This window comes from Lysinibacillus sp. JK80 (assembly GCF_027557635.1).
Lineage (GTDB): Bacteria > Bacillota > Bacilli > Bacillales_A > Planococcaceae > Lysinibacillus > Lysinibacillus capsici.
Genome location: NZ_CP058997.1, coordinates 604,704 through 622,889, shown reverse-complemented (window position 1 = coordinate 622,889; position 18,186 = coordinate 604,704). Strand labels below are relative to the sequence as shown.

At 36.6% G+C, this 18,186-nt stretch carries 24 protein-coding genes; 3 read left to right on the top strand and 21 right to left on the bottom strand.

All coding sequences use genetic code 11. The features are described from left to right. Positions 1–141 precede the first annotated feature (141 nt). From HXV90_RS03255 to HXV90_RS03210, 10 genes are all read right to left on the bottom strand, one after another. On the bottom strand, positions 142–1,245 hold the full coding sequence (locus HXV90_RS03255) for a TFIIB-type zinc ribbon-containing protein (RefSeq protein ID WP_131520077.1): 1,104 nt from the start codon (positions 1,243–1,245) through the stop codon (positions 142–144). Positions 1,246–1,259: 14 nt separating this feature from the next. Then, positions 1,260–2,591: an SPFH domain-containing protein gene (locus HXV90_RS03250; protein WP_269898377.1), complete on the bottom strand. Its 1,332-nt coding sequence runs from the start codon at positions 2,589–2,591 to the stop codon at positions 1,260–1,262. A gap of 163 nt (positions 2,592–2,754) precedes the next feature. After that, positions 2,755–3,129, bottom strand: coding sequence for a DUF423 domain-containing protein (locus HXV90_RS03245; protein WP_048392583.1), 375 nt, complete (start codon positions 3,127–3,129; stop codon positions 2,755–2,757). Positions 3,130–3,140: 11 nt separating this feature from the next. Beyond that, positions 3,141–3,566 carry an acyl-CoA thioesterase gene (locus HXV90_RS03240; protein ID WP_269898376.1) on the bottom strand — a complete coding sequence of 142 codons (426 nt, stop codon included), beginning with the start codon at positions 3,564–3,566 and terminating at the stop codon, positions 3,141–3,143. A gap of 293 nt (positions 3,567–3,859) precedes the next feature. Beyond that, positions 3,860–4,762 carry an ATP-dependent DNA ligase gene (locus HXV90_RS03235; RefSeq protein ID WP_269898375.1) on the bottom strand — a complete coding sequence of 301 codons (903 nt, stop codon included), beginning with the start codon at positions 4,760–4,762 and terminating at the stop codon, positions 3,860–3,862. A gap of 77 nt (positions 4,763–4,839) precedes the next feature. Beyond that, positions 4,840–5,193 carry a YhjD family protein gene (locus tag HXV90_RS03230; protein ID WP_054550297.1) on the bottom strand — a complete coding sequence of 118 codons (354 nt, stop codon included), beginning with the start codon at positions 5,191–5,193 and terminating at the stop codon, positions 4,840–4,842. Beyond that, entirely contained in the window at positions 5,186–5,524 is a 339-nt protein-coding gene (locus HXV90_RS03225; RefSeq protein WP_269898374.1) for a YolD-like family protein, read from the bottom strand. The genes HXV90_RS03230 and HXV90_RS03225 overlap by 8 nt, the downstream gene beginning before the upstream one ends. A gap of 10 nt (positions 5,525–5,534) precedes the next feature. Then, positions 5,535–6,794, bottom strand: coding sequence for a Y-family DNA polymerase (locus HXV90_RS03220; protein ID WP_269898373.1), 1,260 nt, complete (start codon positions 6,792–6,794; stop codon positions 5,535–5,537). Next, the gene (locus tag HXV90_RS03215; RefSeq protein ID WP_269898372.1) at positions 6,791–7,012 is read right to left on the bottom strand and encodes a transcriptional regulator; all 222 of its coding nucleotides are present in this window, start codon (positions 7,010–7,012) and stop codon (positions 6,791–6,793) included. The genes HXV90_RS03220 and HXV90_RS03215 overlap by 4 nt, the downstream gene beginning before the upstream one ends. Before the next feature lie 142 nt (positions 7,013–7,154). Then, the gene (locus HXV90_RS03210; RefSeq protein WP_269898371.1) at positions 7,155–7,376 is read right to left on the bottom strand and encodes a hypothetical protein; all 222 of its coding nucleotides are present in this window, start codon (positions 7,374–7,376) and stop codon (positions 7,155–7,157) included. Positions 7,377–7,499: 123 nt separating this feature from the next. On the opposite strand from HXV90_RS03210, the gene HXV90_RS03205 reads away from it, so the two are divergent. The 3 genes from HXV90_RS03205 (at position 7,500) to HXV90_RS03195 (ending at position 8,627) form a co-directional block, all read left to right on the top strand. After that, complete coding sequence (locus HXV90_RS03205; protein ID WP_269898370.1) at positions 7,500–7,895, top strand: hypothetical protein; 396 nt, start codon at positions 7,500–7,502, stop codon at positions 7,893–7,895. A 152-nt stretch (positions 7,896–8,047) separates the two neighbouring features. Then, positions 8,048–8,380, top strand: a complete 333-nt coding sequence (locus HXV90_RS03200) for an ArsR/SmtB family transcription factor (protein ID WP_269898369.1) — start codon at positions 8,048–8,050, stop codon at positions 8,378–8,380. Between the two features lie 4 nt (positions 8,381–8,384). Then, on the top strand, positions 8,385–8,627 hold the full coding sequence (locus HXV90_RS03195) for a hypothetical protein (RefSeq protein WP_269898368.1): 243 nt from the start codon (positions 8,385–8,387) through the stop codon (positions 8,625–8,627). A 334-nt stretch (positions 8,628–8,961) separates the two neighbouring features. On the opposite strand, the gene HXV90_RS03190 is transcribed toward HXV90_RS03195, so the two are convergent. The 11 genes from HXV90_RS03190 to HXV90_RS03140 form a co-directional block, all read right to left on the bottom strand. Continuing rightward, a complete protein-coding gene (locus tag HXV90_RS03190; protein WP_269898367.1) occupies positions 8,962–9,474 on the bottom strand; it encodes a hypothetical protein in 513 nt (170 codons plus the stop codon). A gap of 458 nt (positions 9,475–9,932) precedes the next feature. Beyond that, entirely contained in the window at positions 9,933–10,649 is a 717-nt protein-coding gene (locus tag HXV90_RS03185) for a peptidoglycan recognition protein family protein (RefSeq protein WP_442916329.1), read from the bottom strand. Beyond that, on the bottom strand, positions 10,649–10,903 hold the full coding sequence (locus HXV90_RS03180; RefSeq protein ID WP_269898366.1) for a phage holin: 255 nt from the start codon (positions 10,901–10,903) through the stop codon (positions 10,649–10,651). The genes HXV90_RS03185 and HXV90_RS03180 overlap by 1 nt, the downstream gene beginning before the upstream one ends. Positions 10,904–10,907: 4 nt before the next feature. Next, on the bottom strand, positions 10,908–11,165 hold the full coding sequence (locus HXV90_RS03175) for a hypothetical protein (RefSeq protein WP_066037375.1): 258 nt from the start codon (positions 11,163–11,165) through the stop codon (positions 10,908–10,910). Between the two features lie 134 nt (positions 11,166–11,299). Next, positions 11,300–11,503, bottom strand: a complete 204-nt coding sequence (locus tag HXV90_RS03170; RefSeq protein WP_112118287.1) for a hypothetical protein — start codon at positions 11,501–11,503, stop codon at positions 11,300–11,302. Positions 11,504–11,923: 420 nt separating this feature from the next. Then, positions 11,924–12,226, bottom strand: coding sequence for a hypothetical protein (locus HXV90_RS03165; protein WP_269898365.1), 303 nt, complete (start codon positions 12,224–12,226; stop codon positions 11,924–11,926). A 93-nt stretch (positions 12,227–12,319) separates the two neighbouring features. Continuing rightward, positions 12,320–12,514, bottom strand: coding sequence for a hypothetical protein (locus HXV90_RS03160; protein ID WP_269898364.1), 195 nt, complete (start codon positions 12,512–12,514; stop codon positions 12,320–12,322). A gap of 15 nt (positions 12,515–12,529) precedes the next feature. Then, a complete protein-coding gene (locus HXV90_RS03155; protein ID WP_269898363.1) occupies positions 12,530–14,344 on the bottom strand; it encodes a phage tail protein in 1,815 nt (604 codons plus the stop codon). A gap of 76 nt (positions 14,345–14,420) precedes the next feature. Beyond that, entirely contained in the window at positions 14,421–14,657 is a 237-nt protein-coding gene (locus HXV90_RS03150; RefSeq protein ID WP_269898362.1) for a hypothetical protein, read from the bottom strand. A gap of 56 nt (positions 14,658–14,713) precedes the next feature. Continuing rightward, positions 14,714–17,254 (bottom strand): peptidase G2 autoproteolytic cleavage domain-containing protein, encoded by a 2,541-nt coding sequence (locus HXV90_RS03145; protein WP_269898361.1) that lies wholly within the window; start codon positions 17,252–17,254, stop codon positions 14,714–14,716. 11 nt (positions 17,255–17,265) lie between these two features. Then, on the bottom strand, positions 17,266–18,186 hold the full coding sequence (locus tag HXV90_RS03140; protein ID WP_269898360.1) for a phage tail domain-containing protein: 921 nt from the start codon (positions 18,184–18,186) through the stop codon (positions 17,266–17,268).

Sequence of the window (18,186 nt, the reverse complement as noted above, 5' to 3'; positions counted from 1 at the left end):
TGACAGCCGTGATAATGGATGATGATTATCCTATACCAGTCAATTAATTCAGTCATTTACCCAGTATTTAAGGACAATTTTATGAAAAAAACAGTATCCCAAAAGGACAATAAGAGGCTCCTACTGGCATACTGTTTATTATTATTCAGACATAAAGAAATACCAAATCAGAGCGATTACTGCTAATGATAAAATAACAGCAATTGTTACACGAAGCGGTGAAATAGGCGCATTTCCACCAACTCGTCCCGTTTGTCCATTCACCATAAAGCGGTAAATCTTTTCCTTATAGCGGAAAGAAGATAACCAAATCGGTAACATTAAATATTTGTATGTAATATCATCATGGTTTGTGGAAAAACGTAGATTGGATACTACATCCGCCCTATTTTCCCAACGAATTTTGGCTGTAATCTGCGCATGGAGATGATCATGGATTTCACTTTTTGCTTGGCTCCAGCCATCCTGCAAACCAACACTGTAACGCTCTGATAAAAATCCAGCTACATATTGAGGTTTATAGGCCTTATTATTAAGAAGATTAAATGGTTCAATTTTTCGCATCATGTCTCGATCATAGCGTGTTGTGGCACTCACTAAATGATCGTCTATAAATTCCTGATAAAACCCACTTGTTGAATACCAATCTGTTTCAGTATGTGTTTTACCATCTTTATCCGTAACCGTTCGATGTCGTCCATATCTTGCGGAGTATCGGGAGCTTGTTTTTGAATCAAACGTCCAATACGGGAGGTATACCCCTTTAAAGGCATCAGGCTTTGCACTTATTTTGGCAGCCTTTGGTGTAAACCATCGACCTTTGATCCATTTCTGAAAATGTTCTCCTGCCTGCTTATCCGTTACTTCAAAAGCACATACGCCATTGGGAGCAAGCGTATTTTCAGCGCTCGCTTCCATGACCTGATTTGAGCCGCAGTAAGGACAACTGTCAGCGACCTGCAGAGCATCATAAATTGTCTCGGCCGCGCAAGCTTTACAAATAACTGTTTTCTTCTCCACGCCCCAATTGAAATTCCCACGTTCCTCTGCTTTTAAGAAGTCCATTTCCTGTGCAACCTTTTCTTCTTCTTGCTCAGGGGTTGCAATTTCAGATTCAAATCCACAATACGGACAAGTCAGCTTACCTGTAGCAGGATTAAACTCAATTGATGCACTACAGGATGGACATTCCGCATCAAAGTCAAGCTTTACTTGTTTGACATGTTCAACTTCTTGCGTTGACATAGGTCATCATCTCCTTACTTGACATCCTTTTCATCAAAAACATCGCCGCATTCTGGACAGAATTTAGGCGGATTGGCAGGGTCCTCTGGTGCCCACCCACATTTATCGCATGCATAGAGTAAAGCACCAGCTGGTTTTTTAGAGCCACACTCGCTACAAAACTTTCCTTTATTCACCGCTCCACATGTACATGTCCAGCCCTCTTCCGCTGGTTTTGCTGCACCGCAATTTGAACAGAATTTCCCTGTGTTGTCATGACCACATGCACATGTCCATGTACCAGGTGCTTTGGCTGATTGATTTTGCATCGCAGCCTGAGCCATTTGTGCTTGCTTATTTTGCTCATTCATTTGATAAAGTTGACCAGCATTGACTCCACCTGCTTGTGCAGCCATATTCATCCCCATAAAGCCTGCCATAGCGCCACCATCATTGTTAGCAGCTGCAATCATCGCTTCTGCCTGAGCGCCTGTTAAATGGGCAGCAGCCATACCTGGATCACGTATAACCGCATTGCGTTGTAGTTGTTTTATCATGGCTTCGTCTTCCTCAGAAGCCTTTAGGGTACTAATCCCAAATGACACAACAGCTAAACCACGTGTAGCAAGCCACTTTTCTGATAATACCTTATTGAGTGCGTCTGCTAACGCAACCGTATGCGCAGGTATTTCACTATAACGAACGCCACTTGCTGAAATTTGTGCAAAGGCTGGCTGTAACGCTGTCATTAATTCTGATTTTAACTGGCTATCAATGGCCTCTCGCGTATATTCACGCTCTACATTTCCACATACATTTGTATAGAATAATAACGGATCAATGATTCTATAAGAATACTCACCATGACAACGAATGGCAATGTCGATATCTAATCCGATATTACGATCAATAACACGGAACGGAATTGGTGCCGGAGTACCATATTTATTGCCAACAATCTCCTTTTTATTAAAATAATAAACTCGCTGATCTTTAGCAGGTTCTCCACCAAATGTAAAACGCTTGCCTATCTGTTTAAATGTTTCCATAATGCCATGAGATAAATCTGAGCCGTACATAATCGAAGGCTCTGTAGATGTATCATAGACATATTCCCCAGCTTCTGAAGAAAACTCTACAACCTTCCCCTGTTCAACAATCATCATACATTGCCCTTCATTGATGGCAATAATCGAGCCATTGCTAATAATGTTGTCATTTCCTTTATTTGAACCTCGTTTAGAAGTGCGTTTAATACCCTTAGTTACTAGAACATCTGAGGATAATGCCTCACAATAAAAATATTCACGCCATTGATCCTCTAAAACACCTGTTAATGCCCCAACGCCTGCTTTCAATAAACCCATAAATATTCCCACCTTCACATTGATGTTTAGCTTATTTTAACATCTCTTCATACTATGTAATACGCAAAATCAGACAAATTGTTTCATTTTCTTCCTATCAACTAAAAAAACGAGAAGCGCCAATGATATAAATCATCAAAACGTTCTCGTTACTTTTTCTGTATTAGGATAAGGCAGCTATTATAACAAGCACCCACGCAATAATAAATAACATGCCACCAATTGGCGTAATCGCACCTAGCTTTTTCACACCTGTCACAGCTAGCACATATAGACTACCAGAGAAGAATACAATCCCTGTAAACATTAAGTAACCTGCCCAAGAAAGCAAACTAGAGCTTCCTAAAAATGCCTCATTGGATAGAATGCCAAGGGCTAGAATCCCTAAAGCATGATACATCTGATATTGCACAGCCGTTTCCCAAATGGCTGCATAGTGCGGTGAGGCAAACTTATCCTTGAGTGCATGTGCACCAAAAGCACCTAAAACAACACCAAGAGCTGCCAAAATAGCGCCTAAAGCTATAAACATTTCCATCTATTGTTCTCCTATTTTGCCTCGACGGCAATTTCTTTATATTTGGCATCCCAAGCTGGGTCAATCTTACTTAATGATACCGGTCGCAATATATCCTTATGCGCAAGAATATGTACGGATTGAGCTGTGGCTGCTACCGTGCCATCCTCATGTAAAATTTCATAGCCATACGTCGTTCGTAAACGATCATGCTTTTCTACCCAAGTGCGCACCGTCGCCACTTGTCCATAATGCATGGCTGCTTTATACGAAATCGATAAATCCATCACTGGCGATACATAGCCATCTTTTTCTAAGGCAGCATACTCAAAGCCTGCATCACTTACAAGCTGGGTACGCCCAATTTCCATCCAAATAATATAGTTTGCATGGTACACCACGCCCATTTGGTCTGTCTCTGCGTACCGTATTTCAATCTGTTTCTCACTCACAAACATTTTCTTCACCTCGTCCTACATTATAGCGCAAAAGTGTTGATTTGGTGGGGTTTTTGCTCTGAGGAAATTAGAACGGTGAAAAATAGAGCGTTGCTTTTCTCGGTATTTAAAATAAATATCGATTTTTCTAATATAAATTTTTATTCCATATAAACTCATATAAACACTTTTAAATGGGGTACTATCTGGGGTACCGTGGGGTACCACTTTTTGAATAATTAAATAAACGTGCACGAGCAGTTACAATACAGCACCTACAAAAATAACCAGGTACTCATTCGAGCGCCTGGTTATCAGTTTATTGCTTCTGGAACTTTATCAAAATTGAACCCTTTAAAGGATACAATTCGTAGTGACCCAGTATTCGTTTTCTCTAGATACTGAACTTTACAGCACAGTCTAGGTTCCAACCATGTCATATCTCTTTCTACTTTGGTAACGATTTGTTTAGCTATTTCCCTGAATGCAGTTTTTTCCTCTGGCTTGAATCCAAATTCTACATTTGCCAATGGTTTACACTTACCGTTACTTAATTGTTTACCTACAAGCATTGTAAAAGGATTTTCTTTATAACCTAAGATAACAGTATCGATTACTTTGAAATGCTTATATTTGAGCCAATCATGGGATCTATGTTTAGTTTTGTATGTTGAATTACTTCGCTTTCCTACAATACCTTCCATGCCTTTGTCTTTTGTTAGCTGAAAGATATTGTTACCATTACCCGTTACAGAAGGTGTGATAAGCAGACTATTAGAAGGTTCTATAATTGATAAAAGGATTTCTTTCCGTTCCACTAATGGCTTGTTGGTATGCGGTTTATTGGTCCCTAATACATCAAACGCAATAAAGGTTGCTGGATGGGTTAAAGTAGCCTGCTGAATCTTACTCGTATTAGAAAGTCTGCCCCTGAATGCAAAATCATCAAATACAGATACACCATTTCGAAGAACTACACCTTCACAGTCAATAATTGCTGTATGTGACTGAATTGAACGGCCAACCTCTTGAAGTTCAGGAAACTTAGCTGTCACATTGTTACCATGTCGAGTAAAAGCCTCTATCCGTTCTCCTTGCTTGTGTAAAAGAATCCGCCAACCATCCCATTTTATATCGTAAATCCATTCAGGATTATCATTTATTTCTTCATTATTTCCCATGTGTAAAAGCATAGGTTTTATTGGAGTAAATAACATTGTATATCCCTCCTTACTCTACATTATCTCATGTTAGATAAGACAAGAATACATGTAAATCAAGGGATTGATGGCAATTACAATTTCATTTTCTCATTAATATGATTGATCAATAATTTTTCTACTTGAGTCTTTAGTGCTTGGTTGGCATATCGAAGCACAACATCATTACCAGCAGTTGCTATTTGTACATCACTGAAATATTCATCTACATTAGTCCATCCTATAACTCGTATCTTTTGTTGCGCAAGTTTTCTTTTAAGTTCAAAATATTCTTGGCGTAAATCTTTTAAAAGGGCATCCATCAGCGGAAGAAATACAACTTTCATTTTAAATTGTTCTGTTTTTTGATAATCAATCTGTAAGGACTTCACTGCTAGTTCAATTAGTAAGTATTTGTGTAACAACTGTCGTTGATCAGGTTTAATCATAAAAATCAGCTTCTAATTGAGCTGACTGTATGTTTTGAATTGGAATTCGTTTTGTTTTAAGTAGTGTATCAAGTATGAGTTCATTAGTATTAAAATTAATTGTTTTGATAGTTCCAGTCCATTGTATGATTTTGTTGTCCTGCCATGCTTCTAATTTAATGTCTAGATGCTGACTAAACGCTTGATCAATTGTTTGTTGTATTTCTTCTAGTTCCCATTCGTTTAAGTCTCGACGTTGTATTGTAGTGTCTTGTTTGTATTCCCTGAGAACATCCAAATGTTCAGGCATCATCATGGATGCCCACTTAATATTACCTCTGTCTTTTATCATCAAATCACTCCTATGCTAAATGTCCGCCAACTAAACGATCACGGTTTATAGCTGTCCCTGCTCCAGTAAATGACACAGCACGTAATATTGCAGTTGATCCAAATTTATTTCTAATGGCGTCCATGGTAGGGCCAATCAGCTGTCTTTGTGGCTTTCTATCATCAAACAAATCTAATTGGATACTATGTTCACGATCTAAGTTGGAAATACGGACAGAAAGCTGTCGAGCTGGCTCCCCTGCAAAATGCTCATCGAGTAATTCAATACAGACCTTATACATTTCAAGTGTTTCATTTGTAGGTGTAGAAATTGTTTTAGAACGATGGAATCCTTTTGTCATTGCATTACGACTGTACGATAAACCTAAGCTAATGGTGCGGCCAACAAATCCAGCATCCCTAGCTCGTTTCATCACATCCTCGCACATTTCAAGGAGTACTACTGATATTTCTTTTCGTGTGTGATAATCTCTCATCAACATTTGACCTTTACCGAAACTTAAAGAAGGATTTTTAACTAAAGGCTCACCCAATTTTGATAAATCGATGCCCCAAGCGTGATGGTATAATTGATTGCCCATTATGCCAAACTGTTTTTCTAGTTCATCTAAATCAGCATTTGCTAATCCACCAACTGTTTGAATGCCTAGCTTATTTAGATTGCCCTCCATTTGCTTGCCAATTCCCCACATTTCTGACAAGGGACGTACAGGCCACAATTTTGTTGGTACATCCTCATAAGTCCATTTAGCGAAGCCTGTTTTTTTAGCATCAATGTCTAAGGCTAATTTAGCCATTAGCATATTTGGTCCCATGCCTACAGCACTTGGCACATTAAACTGATCAAGTATCGCTCGCTGGATTTCTTTGGCGGTTTCCTCTGCTGAACCCCATAGTTTTTCAGTACCTGTTAAATCAACAAAGCTTTCATCCACACTATAAACATGTATAGCCTCTGGAGGAACATAGTTAGAAATCAACTTTGTAATTGACATCGACATCTGAATAAAAAAAGCCATTTTAGGTTCAAACAATTTTATATCAGGATGCTTAGGAATTTCATAACGACGATTCCCAGTCTTAATTTTGAATCGTTCTTTCATGACTGGAGACGCAGCCAGCACAACACTACCTGGTTGACTAAAATTACCGACAACTGCAATTGGGTCCTTTAGTATATCCAACCCCTCTAACATGGCGATACAGCTGGCATAGAAGCTTTTCATATCAATGCAAATAATTGGTTTGTCTGGCATGCCCTCATAGTTCATACAACATCACGCTCTTTTCGAATAACAGGAGTAACAGCGAGTATACTTCTGATTAAAAATGTACGCTTTGTTTGTCTCATGAAACAGAATGCTTGAAATGAATCGCCAACGATTTTTATAACCTTAACTCGCCTTTTTGTTACAGACCCATTTTTAGATACATACATCATGTTTACTAATTGATTACGTTGCATAGCTTTAATCAGTTGCTCTCTCATCGCAGTTCCTCCTAATACGTGAAATGTTCCTCATTTATAATTTATACAAGAACACTTGTTTGTATACATAATAGAACATATGTTTGTATTTTGACAAGATAAAATTTCTGGAAATAAAAAAGGCTATCTTATTTGATAACCTTTAAAATCTTTCTTTGAAATTGACAGCTATAATATTCTCATCTCTATGGATCATTCTGATTACGTTGTAACCCTGTTGCCTTAAAAGTTTTAGAGCCATATCATCTGTTAGTGCATCATGTTCTTCGTGTGTTAAATGCAAGCTTGATAAACCTATAATTGGTACATTGTCAGGCTTACGTTTGAATAGAAATTTAACTGGTACAATTATATCGTAATTCATAATCCACACCCTTTTTACAGGTATTTCTACATATAAGTTTAAATACCCTTCCAATATTCGATTATCAACTTTTATTTCTATATACAAAACATCTCATTTTTCCTAAAATGGTATTGTAAGGGAGTGAGTGAAATAAAAAAAATAGTGGCAGTAATTGCAATTGTACTAGTAGCACTTATAGGAATATCTTACTTTTTGCTAGATTCAAAATATGAAGAAGGAGTCATAGTAAATGGGTTTCCAGTACCTAAAAATGCTGAAGTAATTGGGGAAGATGAGCTTATAGATATTGAATCAAATATATCTAACTCGCTATATTTGGATTGGCCAAAAGTTACGAATGGGATTCCGTTTGACTATAAGCTTTTAATTATGTTAAAAGGCTGGAAAGAGGTCGACAGTGAAACATTTGAAGACGGGGACACATTAAGGGTATATACAAAAGATGATGCTGAAATTAAGCTTACAACTACAGAAAGTTCTATAGGTATACTGTTATCTATGCCTAATAAAAAATAATTAATATTTAAGTTAAACCAAAAAAGCCCAGGTACTCACTTTCAATTGAGCGCCTGGGCTTTGTTTTAGTGAATTAATAATAATTTTTCCATTTGTATTTTTTTGTGTAAACCTATATACATTTAAGTAAATGTGTAATAAAATACTTACATATGAAACATTTAAATTCCGGAAATGATTTGCTTTTAGTTCTTGAGGCTCTTTCAAATCCCCATCGATTAAAGATAATAAGTGTGTTATATCAAGGAAAACAATATGTTAGTCAGTTAGCAAGAGAAATTGGAATTAGCAGACCTTTGCTTTACTTGCATCTTCAAAAATTAGAGGAGGCGAAACTTATTACAAGTGAAATGGAAATTTTAGAAACCGGTAAAGCAGCAAAATTTTATATGTTAAATCCATTTGAATTGAAAATCAATTCAGAACTGATTAATTCACTTATTTCATCTTTAACAATTAAAAAGAAAAATTATTTAAAGGAGTAAGATTATGAGTTCAACAAATATTTTAATTAATAGTTTAATGATGGATTTCTTAATACAATTAGTACCGATAGTTATAATTGCTTTACTAGCTTGGCTTATCCTTTCAAAGATAGCTAAAAGATTTGAAAAACAAAATGAAGAACGATTAGCCTTTGAAAAAGAAAATTCAGTCTTGTTAAACAAAAGATTAGATGAATTAAATGAACGATTAGTTATTATAGAAAAAATGTTAAAAGAAGTTGACTAATAAATTAGTTAAAGCAACTCCTGTTGTCTTAATAAAAAATGATACGAAGTCTATCTTCGTATCATTTTTTATTGTTCTTATTACAAATAAATTTTTGTTTACAAGAAGTTTGGTGTTGTAACTCTACTATTTTGAATGTGTAATTTTAACCAACCTGTAGTACTTGCACCACCATTCCAAGCTACGAATGTCCATTTTAATATAGCCTCAGCTGGTGCACTGCCTGTTTCTTTTGCATTAATTGTTGTTAGACTCTCATTATTTGCATAGCCTCCAAAAAGAGTAAGATAATAAGATTGATTAACATACGAAATGTAACTATAACCACCATTAACTACAGTGAAATCTGCATAGAATCCGGCTTTGGGATTGTTGCTGATCTTGCATGAATAAAAGCATTTTTGTAGACTGTATATCCACTTCCTGAGGTAACACTGCCCTCACTTGTATCAATAGCAAATGGAGTTATACTAGGATTATTGACCTCTACTATTGCTTCTGACAAATCAAGTGCAGTTACAATAATTGAACCATCTTCATAAACATCTACAGTTTCTGTAACATTATCAGATTCTTTTGTATAAGTATCGATTGGTTGTTTGTTTTCTAAATAACAATCCAATATAATACCATTTTCTACTTTTTCTATTAATTGAAGTTGTGTTTCATTATCAACATTGTATTCATTAAAAAATGATTTCATATAATCAATTTGATCTTGAGGAAGTTGAATTTTTTCTTGACTTTCTTGATTAATTTCTTCAGCATGTGCTACGTTTGTAAAACCTGCTGAAAGTAGTAGTGAAGTAGATAAACAAGTTGCTGCTAAAAATTTTATTTTGCTCATTATTGGTAACCCTCTTTTTCTTTTTTATAATTTAAATCCTTATATTCCGATGTTAGTAATGCTATTATTTTCGAAAATCATTTCTGAAAATTAAAATTTAAAAGTCTTACCCTCGAGGTAACTTCATACTATCATTCCCAGCGGAACCAATTCAATGGAAATTTGACGCCACTTTTTTGGCGGTCTTAATAGCATTTTTTGGCGGTATTATTCTACTTTACATTAATTCACGCCTTATCACGCCAACTCACTACGCCATTCTTTTGGCGGTATTGGTATCCTAATATAGATAAAAAGTATCAAAACAGACAGTTATTATTGACATCTGTTTAAAAAAATGTCCTAATAACTATAATTATTTTTGTAAAAAGTTCACAAATTAGATTATTGTTAATTGAATAATATTTTGTTATTAAAACAAAAAAGCCCATTACCAATTAGGTAACAGGCCTTTACTGTTAAGCGCTACGTTGTGAAATGATCATCTTCAATCCTTCAAAATCACCACTTGTCATTGTGCCTTTATCGAATTTCTCCAACCAAGATTTATCAATCAAATTTTTATCGACTGCTTGTTGAATATAATCACGTACGGCAGCCTTTGCGGTTGTGCTAGTGAATTTCATTGTGTCATCATCCTTTTCTGTTGGTTTTCCTATTTCCGTCGGCTTCATTGCTTCTTCAATTCGTTTCAAGAAACTATCCCATCGATTTTCTGCTAAAATACGATGTGGACAATATTTACCATTCCAGTCCTGGTGCTTCTTCACTCGCTCAATACCCCAACCATATTGCTTTAAAAGTTTTGCAATGTATTGAACAGCATTTTCTTCAGCCACTCCATAGCGAACACCACCACTTTTGCTGTAACAAATTTCTACTCCAATAGAAATGCGATTACCTTTTTTGTGTGCATTAGTGTCAGTGCTACCCCCGCCATCTCCACAATGCCAACCATTACGGTTAAAAGGTATTGCTTGAATAACCTCTTTATCATCCACAGCAACATGATAAGACACCTGATTATTGTTATTAATCATGTATTCAATTTCCTTTACTGCAGTAGCATCGTTGGCTGTATTGTGTACTGTGATATATTGAGGCACCATTGAGTATGGCGCTTTGATTGAATATTTGCTTGAAGGTAATAAGGTTTGTTTGAACATATAAGTCATTATTCATCATCCTTTCGTGCATATCCCATAGCCCTTTCACTATCGTTAGTACCTGGGGTAGTTGGATCAACAACCACACCAATCAGAACTAAAAAAGCGAGTACAGTGTTAAATAACTCTGTAACTCGCTCGTTATAAATTGTTGTATCAAAGCCAAAAAGAGCCCCGATTTGTTGAATGATTAGTAGCAACAATGCAAATGCTCCCACTAAGAATGGTTTGTGTTTTAAACGTACTTTCCAATTGATTTTCATTAAATTATCCTCCAAAAATTGAATTTTGTAATGCTATAAATAAAACTCCTACCACACCACTAATTGCAGCAGCTAAAAAATAACCTTTGATTTTATCACTGTTCTGTTCCATTTTTTCAACAGATTTTTCGATTTGTTTAACACTTGAAGCTGTATTGTACACGATTGGTTTAATTGTTGATACGTCTTTTTCTAGTTCCTGTAACCGTCTTTCATGGTCAGCTACAGTAACAGCTTGTTGAAAGGTTGTTTCTTGACTCATGCCCTATACCCTCTCCTTTGTCCCTTAAAATAAAAAGCTATGAGGAGCATCGAGATTCAGTAACATGTACTGCTGCCCATCTCGATTGCTCTCATAGCATAAAAAACACCCTCAATTGAGGGTACCTCGTTAGGTTATTTAAAAAACCAACCTTTTCTTCTTTCAATTTGACTTTGGATTCCACCAATAGTTCTTTGGAAACCAGCTGCAATATACGGAGATATTCTCTCCATTTCCTCTCTATCTGATATTTTTTCAGCTAGATTATCCAGAAATGCTATTTCTTCATCTGTATACTTTAAACCATTACGTGATGTATTTGTGGGTGCTGTTGTCATGATATCCCTCCTTTCGGCTATTATTAATTTCGACAAAAAGAAAAGAATCCCTGTTAATTAGACAACAATATAAAAATCCTTCACAGAGAGTACTCAATCATCCTTAACCTGTTCTTTTCCTACAAACAAAAACTTTTGCACAGTTCTTCCTGTTGTATTTAAAATTTCATTTGCAAGTTTATTTGCGATAACATTTGGATGCGTAAAATTCTGACTGACCTTAGGTGAAATTAAGTTGCTGATTTTTCTACACCTTTTCTTAAGTAAGTGTAACCACACTTTAAATGCACTTTTTCATCATTCATCTACGTCACTCCTTTATTTATCTTTCGACAAAAAGAAATGATTTTCCTATCAAAATATACATAATATATACCTTCCACAAATCAGAAATGCAAAATCACCAAGTTTTTATTTTAATTATTTTTTTAAAATAATACTAGGCACAACTTTTAATAAGTCTTTTAGTAAATCCTCAATATCTAAAAAGCCTTTTTCATTCAATCTAGGAACAGCATGATTCTGTAAGTATTCCCAATCGAAATTTATAGTTTCTAGATCTTTCGCATTGGCAATTTCTTTAGTATTTTCCCTAAGTAAAATTCTGTATTTATATGGCCATACCCCTGTTTTGTGTTTTTGCATAATGAAATAAGTATCTTGTTTGACATTTTTCCAAAAACTCAAACCTCCTAAAGTAGGCACTGGTTTTCTAAATGGCATAAAAATCACTCCTGAACTAGTATAAAAATACTTTATCCTAGTTTTAGGTAATTTTCTACAAATAAATAACTAGACAATAAAAATAACGCTAAGCTATGCTTGCGTTTCTGTTTGTGTAGCTTCTACTGGCAACACACTAACTATGATGTGTTTATTAATGATAGCTCCACCGATATTCACGAAATTAATCTTTTGATCATTGAGTGTTGCCGTGAATGCTGTTGCATCAAACTCCGCATTTGTTAGATTAATAGCCTGTCCATTGTTTAATTGTACTTGATAATTCATAATATCGTTCTCCTTTTATGTTAGTGCTACGGAACCTTTTGTTGAACCGTCAACTTGCACATATAATCTTCCGTTTGAGTAAGAAATACCTATACCTGACGAATTAGCTCTTGCGACTCCTCGAACAGTTGCGTATGAAAAATCAACCGTCCCATTAAAATCAGTAATGCCACTACCTGTTCCGATTGTTATATCCGCAGAGTTCAAATTAATTTCTTGAGCATTTAATTCCATACCGTAACCTGAACTGTTGATACGATTTGAGTTATTAAATACTAATGACTTAAAACCACCACTTTTACCTAAATACAAATTGTTTCCTACTGTAGCATCAGTGCTAATATCAATTGTGGCACCTTCAATCCTTCCAGCATAAATCGTCCCTAAGTTACCACTGATATCAGAAAGAACACTGACAGCACCAACTAAATTGATTTTTGAAGCCTGAATAGTGACTGAAGTTGATGTTTGATTAATCAATGATGCTATTGTATTACCGTTGTAATCTGTTTGAGAAACCTTACTACTGATTTGACCAGCTTGTTGAACAATAGAACTCTCAGCTGTCCCTAACCTCGAATCGACATTAGACACCCTTGTTGATATCTGACCAACTTCAATAGATAAAGACGACACTTGTGTTTGAGTGCTATCAGCCTTACGTTCTACCCTTGTGACCTCTGCCGTTATGCTGTCAGCTCGGATATTGAGTTGAGCCACCTCGTTAGTAATACGATTGTTCACGCTTAAATTAATGTTGTCAGCTTTAATATCAATAGCTGCAATACTGTGATTTATACGCTCTACTTCTAAACGGATATTCGAGTCTGTTTGCGTAAAGGATGACCGATATTCCTTAATGGACTCTTTCAAGATCTCTTGTGTTTCAGTTAATTCATCTGATAATGTTTGAGGTAGTGCATTCCCGATAACTACGGCCACTGTCTTGAATTCATCTGTTTCTTCATCAATAACTTGAGTGACCTCCAAAATACGGGTCTGCATTTCATAATTCCAGGGCTCGTAAATTAGCCAGATACGCTCCCCGAGCTGTTTATCTAACAACTCTATTGAATCCAACTCGATTGATATTTCTGGCTGATCTTTTAACGACTTTCGCGCTTTATCCATCAAATTCTCTGAATCCGAAAACCGTTCATCGCTCATATCATCAGCGTCTCGAATACCCCATTTAGCAGCCTGTGGTGACGTGTATCTGATGATAAGATTGTCTTTACCCTTGGCACTAATGCGCGTCCTTAGATTGTCCGTATTGACCGATTTAGATAGCTCAACGATATTGTCTCCATATTGGTATACAAAATCATTGTCAGGACCAAGCATCTTACTGAAATGGATGTTGCTGTTTGATGTGATTTCATACTCGCATTCAAATGCTTCACAGATTTGATTCACTAATTTAACGATATTGTCATTCCCAAAAGCTTCTATATAGCCATCTTCGTCAAAGTCACTTGTGAAGGTCCAACCTGTATCACGTAATGCAAAAGTGGCAAACTCACTTAGGGTTTTATGCCCGCCATTGGTCCCCTCTTGTCTGCGCCAGATGTTGTCGAAAAAGATATGTTGCGCAAGGACTGACTTCACATTTCCTCGAGATTTCCGTTGTAGTTGCTTTATTCTGAATTGAAAACCACCTGCCTCAATAATCCCTTCCTCTGCAATCAGTTGAAATGAATGAGGGTTATCACGTTCACTTGCATCCAAGGTCAGTTCAAAGACACCATCGATGTTTTTCCTCACCATCGGCTTTCCTCTACATACTAAAGCTTCTGTTAAAGTGCCTTCATAGTTAGTGATTGATAGCATCGTATCACCTTCTTTCACAATAAAAATACGCTACTTGGTGTGAGTAGCGCTTACTGAACAATATGGAACAAATTTATTAACTTATTAATTGATTAACAACGGTTTTTAATTTATTTTCATCAATCTCATCTGTGTAAACTATGTTCAAAGTTAACTTATCAGTGGGTTCTGGTTGTGCTTCAACCATAGAATTACTGTATCCACCATTAAATGCAAAATGAAATGTTACCTTTTCTGCTTCATCATTAAATGTAATAGAACAAAGATTTCGACCATGTTTACTTGAAAAGCCATGATATTTTACTTTAGTCACAATAATCACCTCGTTTTGGATTATTGTACCAAGATAGAAAATTAAAAGAAATAGATTTACTTTATAAACACTCGAACAATATTAGGAGCTACACGCTCAATCACTCGCATGTCAGTACGCTCATTAGATGCAGTTACTGCTCCTTCTTCAACACCTACTTTCGCATAGCTGTTAACCTTACAAGTGCCATCGTCACGTACTAGCAGTTTACCCATCAGACCTACAGCGTCCCACTCTTTGCGTTCTTCCCGTGGGATATATGCTTCTGTACTATTCCAATCAGGATTTAAGATTGGTACATAATCTTGACGAGTTTTAATGACAGTTTCAGTAGTATGAATGTATCCACCACCATCTAACTCGTTAGTTACTGGAACAGTTTCTTCATACTCTACTTTAACCCAATGGTACTGGATACGTCCCCACTCATCAGTGAGGTACATCCCAAACCATTCATCTTGATGCGAGTCACCAATAACTGAAGGATTAGCCGAAATAATACCTAAAATATAATTGTCATATTCTGTAGCCTTACGGATTTTATCTCCGTCTAGAGTTACAACGAAGCCCACTCTATCCTCATTATTCAAGTTACCATCTAACCACTCGAAAAACTCTGCATAGTCAGCACCAGTAGAGTTGTAAGCCGCCTTACCATAAACTTTACCATCGAAGGTTACACGAAAAGCATTAGTACCTTGCAATACCAAATCTGCACCATTACCTATTACAAAAGCATCTGCTGTATTGACAAAAGATGAAGGATTACCAGCCATAGTTTTATTATGATACCCAATAGCCGTACCAGCAAAAGAATCCGCAACAGTCTGTGCATTTTGAGAGTTTGAATGCTTACCGTTTGCACTTGTAAGATAGCCTGTAGCTCTGGAATATTCACCAGATGCTGTAACATTATCACCATGTGCATGTGAATAAGAACCAAGTGCTTTGGAACTTGAACCAATTGAAACCGAAGTTAGTCCTAATGCTTCACAAGATACACCTATAGAAGTTGACTGCATTCTTGCTGTTGTATCTAGCCCAATAGCAGTAGAATAATCGCCTTGAGCCAGTGACCTTAACCCAACAGAAAACGAAGATAATCCAGTAGCAAATGAAGATAAACCAAATGCGTTAGAAAAGTTAGAGAAAGTAGGTGTATTTTCTCTAAAAATAGAAACTATTTGAATTTGATTAGTTAGTTCAATTTGAGTATCTAAAGTCAATGTATTACCACTAATAGCAATTATTTCCGCAGGTCCTACCATACCTTCTAAAATATGATGCATATTCAAAACATCATTAACCTTTAGTTCACTAGCTCTATCTACAGTAATTGTTTTATTTGTATCATTTCTAGTTCTAACTCTATCTAAAAATATGGTATTACGTGCTACAGTTGATAAACCAAAAGCGTTCGTTTTCTCTGTTCTAATTATATTCTCCTGATAGACCTCACCTGAACCACCTGTTTCAACGGCAACCCATTGATCTTGGTCGTCTTTTATAGCTAACTCGTTATTAAAGTAGCGTATACCGTGTGCACCGTTTTCTGTTAAAACCATTTGTCCCAAATGTTCAGTAACTACTTGTTGATTGTCAGTGACATTTTGCTGTAAATTTGCTATTTCTTGATTAACTCCTGTGAGATCAGCATCCTGTCCAGGAGGGCCTTGTTCACCTTGCGGGCCTTGAGGTCCTGTATCACCTTTTGGACCTTTAATGGTACCTACATTGGTCCAGTCATTTGTAGTATCTGACCACACATATAGGTCGCCATTAATTAAATAAGCATCCCCTGGTTCTCCGATTGGAGGCAACGAGGTTTCATCTGGCAATGTCCCTAAAATCCTTACCCCTGTACCTTGTTCACCTTTCTCGCCCTTTTGAACAAACATCGCCCAATCAGCGTTTGATAGCACAGGTGATGAAGGTGGTCTAACGCCTTTATTGTCACGTAAAGCCATATAGCCGTTACCTTCTAATGTGACAAAGTTGTTCTTTTTATACTGGGTTTCGGTGTTCCATTCTTTTAAATTAACTAACCCTTCTACGTTTGGTAAGACTACGTTTATTGCATTTGTAGCTGTTTGAGCTGCTTGTGTCGCTTGATTTGCATTACCTGCTGCTGTATCTGCATTTTGTGTAGCTTGTACAACATCGATCTTCAACTGCGACAAGTTAGAAGCCTCTTGGTTGGCATTATCTGCTGCCTCTTGAGCAAGTACAGCTTTTTCGTTGGCATAATTAGCTTTTTCTTCTGCAAGTAAAGCACTAGCATTCGCTATTTCTGTGGCTGCTGTAGCTAATGCTGTCGCTTCTTCCGTTGCTGTTTTAGCAGTTCTAGCCTCTTGTGCTGCTGTTAACGCTTGTTGAATGGAATCATTTAGGCGCTCTAGTAATTCCCCGATATTTTCACCAGTCAGCATATCAATTTGTTGCTGAAGGTTATTTATCTTTCCGAGCATTTCCTCTCTCAAGTTATCAGTCAAACCATTAGCTTCACCGATTAAGGCTTCTAACAGCCCGAAATTATAGTTCAAATCGTCTCGGTATCCTTTATCCAAAGATGAACCGATAACACGCATACGTGCCATTGTAGCCCTCCTCACTTGTAATAAAATTTGAATTTAAACGATATTAGAAATTGAGTTGCACCAGTAATTTGAATTGTGTTCCAGCCAGGACTCAATACCAACACTTTGCGATTTGTATCTTTGAAAATACTACTACCGTTTTTAGTAAATCTAGTGGGCGTTTCAAGCTTTATCACATCGTTGGTGCCACTTGAACCATTGTATTGCCATTGCGTACTGTTCGTGACATTCCTGATAATTAGGTTAGTACTAGCACCCCGGAACTCTATTTCAAAGAGCATGTCTCGCAAGTTAGTTTTTAGTGGCACATCACCAGCATTGTAAACCTGAAAAGACGTTTCGTTTTGGAATACATATTTTAATGTTGTTGGATCCGCAGCAACTAATCCTTGGCCTGTTTGCCATATCTCTTTATCAAAGGTTCGCGCATCAAAGGTGGTACCCGAGGACTCAGCAAAAGGTAATTGATAGGTCTCAAACTCTATATCAACTTTTCCTATCAATCCATTCTGTTCAACCTCATTCATATTGGTACGAATCACTTTGTAACGTTTGCCTTTAAGTACTTCGATATTGGTTGGTAGTTGAGGATTCTCACCCCATGTTTGCCCTGGCAATTCGAACTCATAAGTACTAGTCTTATAGGTTGGCCGTCCTTCGTAGATATAAAAAGGCTCCAAGTCACTAAAAATTGAAAACAATTTATCGCGTCTTAGAGCAAAATCTAATTCATCTGAAGCTATATACATAACAGACAATATGATTACCCTTGAACCATGATTGACTGATTCTCGTACTACCCCTGGTCGCCCATCCACAGCTAAACTTGATGCTTTTTGTTCGATAGGTCTGATTAATAAATCCTGTGTGATATACCCTTCTTTAACAAGGGAGAGTGTAGCCCCTGTGCTGTATTCGATTAATGTATCCAT